A 9,821-nucleotide genomic window follows, 5' to 3' on the forward strand; every position below is an offset into this window, starting at 1 on the left:
GCGACGGGGCGCACTGCAAGTGGAAGCCCCGCCAGGGCTGCTAATGCCAGGGCGCAGTCTGCGTCCACGATACGCCTGACGGTGCGCATTGACCGCTGCGCCGTGCACAACGAGCGCGCGAACATTTTGTCTGACTGATCGTAAGTTAGCATAAGTTACAGAATTATCACTCACTATCCACTGCAATACAGATTGCCGTCATCCCGACGTGCTACGGTATATCCGTCCAAATAGCGTTTTTGAGTGAACCAGCAGGCACAGGGAAGACGATCCTATGGCGGTCACCACCTCAGCAGCATCGGCAGACATTGCAACACCGGCGGCGCGCTCGCATGAGCGTGTATTTATGATCCTGGTATGGGCGCTGGCGCTGATATTCAGTTCGCTGCCTGTTTTGGCGGGGTATCTGTTTGCAACTTCAGAGTATCAGTTTGTCGGGATCGTGTACAACATGCCGGACCACGCGCAGTACTTCGCCTGGATGCGCGACCTGGCGCATGAGCCGCTGGCGCCAAATCGGCTGACGCCGGAACCGAACGCTCCCGCGTTTTTCAATCTGCTCTGGTGGGCGGTGGGGCGTATCGGGGCGTTGACCGGACTTGAGTACGCTGCGCTCTGGTCGGGGCTGCGGCTTGTGGCGGCAGTAGCGGTATTGGCAGCAGGGTATGCCTTCCTGAGTCTGGCGGTTGCCGATGCACAGCAACGACGGCTGGCGTACCTGATCTTTATCTTTGGCGGCGGTCTCGGGTTTATCTGGGTGATCGTCAAATACGTCTACCGTCTGCCCGAAGCGCCGTTTCCGTTCAACATCTACACTGCTGAAGCCAACACCTTTTGGATCATAACGGCGTTTCCGCATTTCGGTATGGCGCTGGCGTTGATTGTCGCAATGATGGCGCTCTTGCTTCAGGCTATGCGTACAGGACGCTACCGCTACGCTGTGGCGTGCGGCGTTCTGGGGGCGATTCTGGGGTTGCAGCATGCCTATGACCTGATCACAATCTATGCCGTCATGGGATCGTTTGGTCTGCTTGTCTGGCTGCGTGACCGGCGCTTCCCGGCGTTTCTGTTTCGCTGCGGTCTGATTATTTTCGCGCTCTCCGCGCCGGCTGCCGCGTATCTGTCGGCGCTGGTGCTTCTCGACCCCACCTGGGGCAAAAAATTGAGCCAGTTCGACAATGCCGGCGCCTGGACGCCGCCGCCGTGGGAGTTGCCGATCCTGCTGGGGGTCCCTTTCCTGCTTGCGCTGCTCCACTTTCGCCCTCGCGCTTTGCAAAGCCGGAGTGATGCGGAAGTGCTCGTTGCCGTCTGGTTTGTGCTTCACTTTGTGCTGGCGTATCTGCCGGTCAAGTTTCAGATCCACCTGCTACTCGGCTGGCAGATGCCAATTGCTATCCTGGCGGCTGCGGCGCTGGCAACTCGCGTTATTCCCTGGTTGCAGCAGCGCCGCTCTCTGTTGCTACAACCGGCGCTCGCCCTTCTCTTTACATTGATAGTTGCGACAAATGTGTACCTCGTCGTCTGGCGGTTTGTTGATTTCCGCCGTCTCGAAGCGCCCTACTATCTGACACGCGGCGAGGCGGAGTCGCTGGTGTGGCTTGAGGCGCACACTACTGCCGGGGATGTGGTGCTGGCAGATCTCGAGTATGGGCAGCACGTGCCGGTGCGCTCCGATGCCCGTGCATTCCTGGCGCACTGGGCAGGCACCCTCGATTTCTTCGGCAAAAAGGCGATGGTGCGCGAGGTGTTTGATCCCATCGTTTCCGATGCGCGCCGTCAGGAGATTCTGTCTTCATATGGGGTGACATACATTGTCGTTCGTGAGCGCGACCAGGCGACTGCCGCGCTTGATCCTGCGGTTGGGCGCTATCTGACGGTGGCGTTTTCTGAAGGCGATACGACGATTTACCGCGTAACAGCGGCACATCTGCCGAATGGATAGCATACTATGAGCATCATCTCCCGGTTCCGGGTTGAAATCCTGCTTTTCCTGATTCTGCTGGCATGCTACGCCTATTTTCCGCCACGCTGGGCGGACTGGAATCAGAACTCGCGGCTGAACCTGACGCTGGCGATTGTGGATGACGGTTCCTTCCAGATCGACCGGTTTGTTGCCAATACCGGCGATTATGCGAAGTACAACGGGCACTACTACAGCGACAAAGCGCCGGGCACGTCGTTCCTTGCCGTTCCGGTGTACGCCGCCGTTCGCCCGATACTCCAGACGGCGCCGGTTCAGCAGATCATCGAGCGAGCCGGTTCGTCGGCGGCGTTTGGCGAGACGCTGCAACCCGATGGGAGCGGTCTGGCGACGGAGAAGGTTTACTTCGCGCTGGTGCTGATGATCGCGTCGTTCGTGACGGTTGCTGTTCCCTCGGCACTGCTCGGCGTTGTGCTCTATCGCTTTCTCGAACTGTTCAATCTTGCGGCTGGCTGGCGCGTGGTCATCACGCTGATCTATGGACTGGCAACGCCGGCTTTCCCCTATTCGAATGCGTTCATGGGGCATCAGCAGGTGGCGACGTTGTTGTTTGCCTCGTTCTGGATCGCGTTTCTCATCGGGCAGCGCCGCGTGTCGCCGCGCTGGTCGCTGCTCATCGGCGTGTTCCTGGGATGGACGCTGATTACTGAGTATCCGGCGGCGCTGATTATTGCGGGTGTCGGGTTGTATCTGCTGGCGGCGCTGCCAGACCGGCGCTGGATCGCGGGTGCGGCGCTGGCGGGCGTGCCGCCGCTGGCGCTGATGATGGCATACAACTACGCGATCTTTGGCACAGTGATGCCGGTCGGTTACAAATATTCGGAGTTGTGGCAGGCGGAACATCAGTCCGGTTTTATGAGCCTTGCCGGTCCGAACCGCGAGGCGCTGTGGGGAATCTCCTTCGGCGTGCACCGCGGTCTCTTTCTGCTGGCGCCGGTGTTGCTGATCGGACTAGCGGGGTTCGTCGCCTGGTGGCGCAGCGGAATGCACCGTCGTGAACTGGCGGTCTGCGCCTGGGCGGTCGTCAGTTTCCTGCTGTTCAACGGGTCGTCGGTGATGTGGAGCGGCGGTTTTGGCGTCGGACCGCGCTACCTGGTTCCGATGCTGCCGTTTCTGGCGTTCGGCATCGGGGCATTCGTTGCAACGTGGGGAGCGCAATGGTGGGCGTGCGTTGTGCCGGGCATTACTGGTGTCTGGTCGTTCCTGAATGTATGGGCGCAGACGATTGGCGGGCAGAGTTTCCCGCAGTACCAGCCGAACCCATTGCTGGACTACTCGCTGCCGGAACTGGCGACGGGCAACGTGGCGCGCAACCTGGGCATGGCGCTGGACCTTAGCGGCTGGGCGAGCCTGACGCCGCTGGCGCTGGTCGTGTTGATGGGGATGGTCATGCTCTTCCATTCGATGGAGAAGCCGTCGTTTCAGGCAGAAAAGCGTTGGGTTGAGAGCCGGGAACTGAGAACCGAGAACTGAGAACTGTGAGCATTGGCGCCCACGGTGGGTTCAGCGCATTGGCGCCCACGGTGGGTTCAGCGTAGGGGCGCCCTCGGCAGGGCAGCGTAGGGGCGCCCCTTGTGGGCGCCCGTGGCGGGGCAGCGCAGGGACGTCCTTGGTGGGCAGGCACGGGGGCCTGCCCCTCCATCGGCGAGGGCGCGCAGCGTAGGGGCATCCCCCTGTAGGCGCCCGTGGCTGTAGGCAGGAGTATTCCAACATGATCCACCCAGAAGCGCACAGCGCTCCACACCTTCAGACAACGCCGATGACCATCATCGTCTACCGGATTCTTGTGGCGACGTTGTTTGTCTTGGCGGCGCTGCTGGCGACGATCAATCTGCCATACGCGCCACGCACCTGGTTCGATGAGGGGTCGCACCTGCACGTGCCGAAGACGCTGGTACAGTACGGCAAATATGCCGATATCAGCGCCACGCCTGATGGCGGCGTCGAGTTTCGCTATCACGGACCCACGATTGGCATCGGTCCGACGATTATGCTGCCGGTTGCGGCGGTCTACCAGGTGTTCGGCGTTGGTCTGACGCAAGGGCGACTGGTGATTGTGATCTATTTCGCCATTGCGCTTGTTGCTGGGTACGCGCTTGCACGGCGTCTGTATGATCGCTGGACGGCGCTGATTGCCCTGGCGCTCCTGCTGGCGTCGCGCACGGTCAATTATGAGGGGTTGATCGAGTATGGACGGCAGGTGCTCGGCGAGGCGCCTGGCGTTGCGTTCGTGTTTCTGGGGATGCTGGCATGGCTGGCGGCGCTGAAGGCCGCGGCGCAACCGGCGATGCGACGCACACACTGGACGTGGAGCGTCCTGGCGGGGCTGGGGTTCGGTCTGGCGCTGGTGACGAAAAATCAGTTTGTGCTGATTCTTCCGCTGGCGCTGGCGTTAATCGCGCTGCTCGACTGGCGCTACTACCGGGCTGGAACCTGGACACTGCGCCTGGTTCCGCCGGTCGTTGCAGTTGGGTGTTTTGCGCTCTGGACGGTGGTTCAGTTCGCGCTACTCGGTCCTGGCACATTCATCGAGAACCTTCAGCAAACCCGGCAGGCTGCCGGAGGGGCGATTTTCGTCTTCAACCTGCATTCGACCCTGCGCGCCGGATATTACCTGTTGCGCCCCGATCTGTTCGGCGGTCTGGTTGTGCCGGCGCTGGCGTACACCATCTGGCGCGCGCGCCGCCGCACGTCACAGGGGTTGAGCGAAGCGCTGCTGGCGCTGATCATTGGCCTCTGGCTGGCATGGTTCGTTGGTGTATCCCTCGGCTGGCCCCGTTACGCCTTTCCGGCGGTTGCGCTGAGTGCGCTGACCGTCGCGCGGCTGGCATTCGATGCCATCGGCTGGCTGCGCCGCGTGTTGCCGGCGGCAGCAACAATTGCCGCCATCTACCTGATTGTCATCATCGCGCTGCCGATTGCACTGACGGCGCGCGTTGTCTTCACACCCGACGACAGCGCACAGCGGTTTGCCGCATATCTGGATGCCAATGTGCCGGAAACAGCCATCATCGCCACCTGGGAGCCGGAACTGGGTGTATTGACTGACCACCGCTACCTCTATCCACCCCAACCGACGCTCGATCAGGCGGTGCGGCACACCTGGCTCGGAGGCGATCCGGTGCGCTACGACTGGTATGCCGATCGACCTGAGTATGTGGTGGTTGGCGGCTTCGGCAGTTATACTGGCGTGTACAATACGCCTGAGCTGGAACGTCACTATATTCAGGTGGCGCGGAGTGGGACGTATGTGTTGTACCAGGTTCGGGCGGGGAGTGGGGAGTATTCGAATAACCCTGTACTGCCATCGAGTGCTTATGCGGATTAAGAAATAAATCTGTAAACCTGTGCCGCCAGGTCGCATGTTCTTTGAGCAGCGGGCTAAAGCCCTTGCTCAGGACATTGAAGCCCCGCAGGGGCTTGCACGATCTCAGCCAGGGCTTCAGCCCGCAGCGCCGCGACAGTACCAAACTATTTTATCTTCATTAGCCCGCAGCTCAAATGATGCCACGCTGCCAGCTCCAATCCGGTTTGATCGCCATTGCGCTTTTCAGCGCTCTGCTGGTGGGATGTGTGGGAACCGGACGGGGTTCGCCGGAGTCTGGCGACGTTGCGGCACAACCAACACCCCTCCTTACCGATGCGCTGCCGACGCCACGACTCGATGGCATCGCCGCCGAGCGCCGCGAGGTGCGCTTCGTCAGCGGCGATGCCGAACTGGCAGGGGAACTCGATCTTCCGCCGGGCGCGGGACCGCATCCGCTGGCGTTCATCATTCATCACTCTGGTCCTGTGCCGCGCGACTCTTACGGCTATCTGGCGGAGATTCTGCTGCGCGCTGGGTATGCTGTATTCCGCTTCGACAAGCGCGGGACCGGTGCGAGCGGCGGGGTGTATGGATGCTGCGAGAGCGATGACGCGCTAGCAGCCTATCGCGCAGCAGTTGCGCAACCGGGCATCGATCGCTGCCAGGTCTTTATCGTTGCCCAGAGCATTGGCACGCAGCATCTTGCAACGCGGTTCGCGGAGTATGCTCAGACGCAGGCGCCGCGCGGCGTCGCGCTGCTCTCAAGTCTGCTCAACGCCAGCGATGTTGTGCGCATCGAAGCGCCGATCATCGTCATTGTGGCGGATAGTGAACCAGAGTTGAACGCCATTGGACCTGAAGCGGTAGCGGCGCACGACGCGCGTTTCTCTTCTTCGGCGGCGCTGTACATCGCTGAAGGCGCCGAACATACCCTCTTCGACATCCGCGATGGTCCCATCGACTGGACCGATCCCGGCTGGGTGGAGCGCTATCACCGTGGCGCGATGGATGCGCTTGTGCAGCAACTTGATGCCTGGCGAGGCGCACAAGCGCCGGGGGGCTGTTAGTTCCGACCTCACTGCCATATAACTCACACAAAGGCGCAAAGGCGCAGCGGTTCTGTCGCTCCGCCGTACCGGCGCCCGACGCGGCGCCCTGAACCCTGAGCCCTGAGCTTGTCGAAGGGTCGAAGGGTTGAAGGGCTGAACCGCTGGGCTGACTCTGCAAAGGGCGCTGCCGCGCCCTCGCTCCGGAACGCGCGAACACCGACCGGCAGCCCCGCGTCAGCGGGGCTTCGTGTGATCAGCGCGGGCATTATGGTTTTTGAAAAATTATTCCGCTATCCGCTCGACCGCCCGGCGGTTGAAGCCGCGGGCTCCTGCTGCGAAGCCCGCCTTCGCGGGCTCCATTGGGCGATACCGGATTATTTTCTCAAACTCCATCATGTCCGCGCGGCGAGCAGCGTCCTGCAGGCGAACGCCATGCCAGGCGCGCCAGACGCCCCCGATCTCGGCGCCCTTGATGACCGTCACCCTCACCTGATCACTTGCAAGCGGGCAGGGACCGGCGCTGCTCGCGGACCGGCGGTGGTCGCGCCCTTACCCCGCTGATGACCGTCACCTCCACCTGGCACTCGCAGACGGATAGGACCGGTGCTGCTGGCGGACCGGCGGTGGAGCGCCCATCCCCGTGTTGGTGACGGTCATCTGCGCCCGGCGACTGCAGGCAGGCAGGCTCCATAGCGGCAGGCTCACTCTTCGTCGCAGCGTCCAACACTTGTTGATGGCGGTCATCTGTGCCTGGCGCGGCGAGCCGTGTGACGGCCCTTTTTGCCTTCGGCAGAGCGGTACTTGTCTTCTTTTATGGTGCGGTGTAGCGGCAAAGCCGCTGCACCGCACCACCTTGCACCGTGCTGACGCAGGCTCTGTGGAGCCAGAAAACCAGCCACCGCGTAAGTCCTGTTAGTGACGGTCATCTGCGCCCGGCGGTCATCTGAGCTTGAGAACCAGAGATGCTTTTCGTGAGCAATGAGTCATCTAATGGCATGACTTGTCCCATACGTAATCTGTACGATGGATCAGGCGAATGTGTCTGTTCATATGGAAATGAAACCACCGATGGGGGTGATTGCCATCATCAGGCGTTCTGCCCGAATAGGAGGCAATGATGAAACGCAACCATCTCCTGCTGCCGCAGATCGCAGCAATACTGGCACTCGTCGGCGTTCTCCTATCGCTCACAGATCCCATACAGGTAACGCCAGCAAACGGCAGCGCGGCAATCCAGTTCTCGAGTGCGCCCCTTGCGCCAGCGCCGGGGCAGACGATGGGTCCTGATGTTGCGCCTTCTTCCACGGACGTATCGGTCTCAGAGCCGATACCGGACCGTGCAGCATCGCTGTACCTGCCGCTGGTGATGCGTAACCGGCTTTCTCCAACCCCTTCTCCTTCGCCGTCTCGCTCGCCGACACGCTCACCAGCGCCTTCGCCTACACCGACGAGCAGTGGATCGCCATTACCCCCACCAGGTGGCGGGTCGCGGGAAGAATGGAGCCAGCACGCGCACGATGCGCAACGCACCGGCTCCACGCCGCAGACCGTCCCCTACCCCTGGCGCTGGCGCTGGTCCTGGAACGGTCCCAACGCTGCCGGCGGCGTCGCCAAGGTCACCTCCGGCGGCTCGCTGCCGCGCAACGTCCAGCCGGTCACCGGCGGCGGCCGCGTCTACATCGCCGCCGGGGTCGACGGCGTCTTCGCCCTCGGCGAAGCCGACGGACGGCAACTCTGGCAGCGCAGCGGCATCGGCGACGTGCGCTCCACCGTCGCCTGTGACCACGACACCGGCGCGGTGTTCGTCGTCTCCGCCAATGGCACGCTCTACCAACTCCGCGCCCAGGACGGCGCCATCCTCGCCACGTTCAACGCCGGGCAGACCAGCAATCTGCCGCTGCCCCCCGCCGTCCTGAGCGACCGCGTGCTCTTCGCGATGGGCAACGCGGTCTATGCCGTCGACAAGCGGACGATGCAGCAGCTCTGGCGCTACGACGCGGGCGCGACCGTCGCGGTTCCGCCCGCCTACTCCCCCTCGCGCAACCTGGTCATCGTCGCCACCGAGCCGGACCTCTCCGTCCACGCGATCAACAATCGCAACGGCGCGCGCCAGTGGCGTGTGCGTCCAGTGCATGCCAGCCGCACGTTCAGCGACCCGACCGAGTTCCGCTACGGCTGGCCCGTGATCGCCGACGGCGCCGGGTATGCGCTCATCAAGGCGCGCTTGCCCTGGCAGACGCTGTGGCGCGACTGGCCGCAGACCAACAGCGGCATGCGGCAGGTGCTGACCCAGAATCCCGGCGACCAGGCGCTGTTCGTGCTCGACCTCGACGACGGCAGCGTTCCGTTCATCGCCAATGTCGGGCACGGCGGCTACGGCGATAACGACTACCTGCCGATGGGACCGCAGCCGGTGGTCAAGCGCTTCCCGGACGGCAAAGAAGTGGTCTACACCATCATTCGCGCCAGACACGCCTATGATGCGCGCTGGGACTCGCACTTCGGCGAGATGATGCTCGACGGGACGACCGTGAGCGGGGTGCAGGGGGGCGAGGTGCGCTTCATCGCCTACGACTATCCGCCGGGGAGCGCCGATCCGTATCTGCTCACCGACGAGCAGCCGAATGTGACGGTGGCGGGGGACTATCTGTTCGGCGCGCACTGGGAGGCGGGATTTGCGGCGCGCATTCTGGACCGTTCGGCGGCGCGCGGCAGTTTCAGCGCCAAGATTACGACGCAGCGCCTGGCGACGATCGCCACCTCGCAGGACAACGCGGGCGCGTGCCGGTTCAGCGCATCGCATTACTGCGCCGGCGGGCTGGAAAACACGCGCTTCTACGACGTCGGGTTCTACATCTACTACCGGCAGGGGACGGTGTACGACCGCTACTGGAGCGAGTATGCAGTGTGGACGGTGAGCAACGAGAATATCTACTTCCGCAGCGCGGACGGGGCGATTGTGGCGCTGACGAGCGGCAATCCGCAGGCGAGCGCGGCGACGTCCGTGGCGGTTGAGGCGGCTGCGCCGCCGCCGGCGGCGGATGCGCAGCTGGTGGCGGTCATTCCGTACACCGAGGCGCGTGAATGGGACGGGCGAACGGTTACGGTGACCGGGACATTGCAGTATGTGTTCAACAACGGGAAACAGGTGCTGTTGGGGTTCAGCAGCCCGCACCAGGGGAGTTTCAAGGCGCTGATCCGCAAGGAGGCTTGGGAGCGCTTCGGCGGACGGCCGGAGGAGCGGTACCGGGTCGGGCAGGCGGTGCGGATACGCGGGGTGATCGGGTGGTACCAGGGGGACCCGGCGATCTACGTGACCACGCCGGAGCAGATTGAGGGGGCGGACGATCCACTGGCGCAGCGCGTGCGGCAGATGGAAGAGTAAGGCGTCTGATGCCGCAACACCTCAAAGAGGGCGCGGGTGCTGGACTACGAGCCTATCCGAAAAATCGCCGCCTGAAGTGCGACCGGGCAGGCGCAGGCA

Annotated in this window: 6 protein-coding genes; 5 read left to right on the forward strand and 1 reads right to left on the reverse strand. The window is 62.9% G+C overall.

From position 1 onward, the window contains the following. Positions 1 to 274: 274 nt before the first annotated feature. The 4 genes from AC3EA7_RS08710 (at position 275) to AC3EA7_RS08725 (ending at position 6,355) form a co-directional block, all read left to right on the forward strand. Positions 275 to 1,942 (forward strand): hypothetical protein, encoded by a 1,668-nt coding sequence (locus AC3EA7_RS08710; RefSeq protein WP_488613653.1) that lies wholly within the window; start codon positions 275 to 277, stop codon positions 1,940 to 1,942. A gap of 6 nt (positions 1,943 to 1,948) precedes the next feature. Next, positions 1,949 to 3,454 (forward strand): hypothetical protein, encoded by a 1,506-nt coding sequence (locus tag AC3EA7_RS08715; protein ID WP_488613654.1) that lies wholly within the window; start codon positions 1,949 to 1,951, stop codon positions 3,452 to 3,454. A gap of 238 nt (positions 3,455 to 3,692) precedes the next feature. Continuing rightward, a complete protein-coding gene (locus AC3EA7_RS08720; protein ID WP_488613655.1) occupies positions 3,693 to 5,309 on the forward strand; it encodes an ArnT family glycosyltransferase in 1,617 nt (538 codons plus the stop codon). Positions 5,310 to 5,485: 176 nt separating this feature from the next. Beyond that, entirely contained in the window at positions 5,486 to 6,355 is an 870-nt protein-coding gene (locus AC3EA7_RS08725; RefSeq protein ID WP_488613656.1) for an alpha/beta hydrolase, read from the forward strand. Positions 6,356 to 6,619: 264 nt separating this feature from the next. Here AC3EA7_RS08725 and AC3EA7_RS08730 read toward each other — a convergent pair whose 3' ends face one another. Continuing rightward, entirely contained in the window at positions 6,620 to 6,820 is a 201-nt protein-coding gene (locus tag AC3EA7_RS08730) for a hypothetical protein (RefSeq protein WP_488613657.1), read from the reverse strand. Between the two features lie 631 nt (positions 6,821 to 7,451). Here AC3EA7_RS08730 and AC3EA7_RS08735 point away from each other — a divergent pair. Beyond that, entirely contained in the window at positions 7,452 to 9,722 is a 2,271-nt protein-coding gene (locus tag AC3EA7_RS08735; RefSeq protein ID WP_488613658.1) for an outer membrane protein assembly factor BamB family protein, read from the forward strand. The last annotated feature ends 99 nt before the right edge of the window (positions 9,723 to 9,821 follow it).

It is taken from the genome of Roseiflexus sp. (assembly GCF_057785375.1).

What these genes read in the sequence shown, in the direction of transcription:
- AC3EA7_RS08710 (WP_488613653.1), top strand. Translation starts at nt 275, where the DNA reads ATGGCGGTCACCACCTCAGCAGCATCGGCAGACATTGCAACACCGGCG.
- AC3EA7_RS08735 (WP_488613658.1), top strand. Translation starts at nt 7,452, where the DNA reads ATGATGAAACGCAACCATCTCCTGCTGCCGCAGATCGCAGCAATACTG.
- AC3EA7_RS08720 (WP_488613655.1), top strand. Translation starts at nt 3,693, where the DNA reads ATGATCCACCCAGAAGCGCACAGCGCTCCACACCTTCAGACAACGCCG.
- AC3EA7_RS08725 (WP_488613656.1), top strand. Translation starts at nt 5,486, where the DNA reads ATGCCACGCTGCCAGCTCCAATCCGGTTTGATCGCCATTGCGCTTTTC.
- AC3EA7_RS08715 (WP_488613654.1), top strand. Translation starts at nt 1,949, where the DNA reads ATGAGCATCATCTCCCGGTTCCGGGTTGAAATCCTGCTTTTCCTGATT.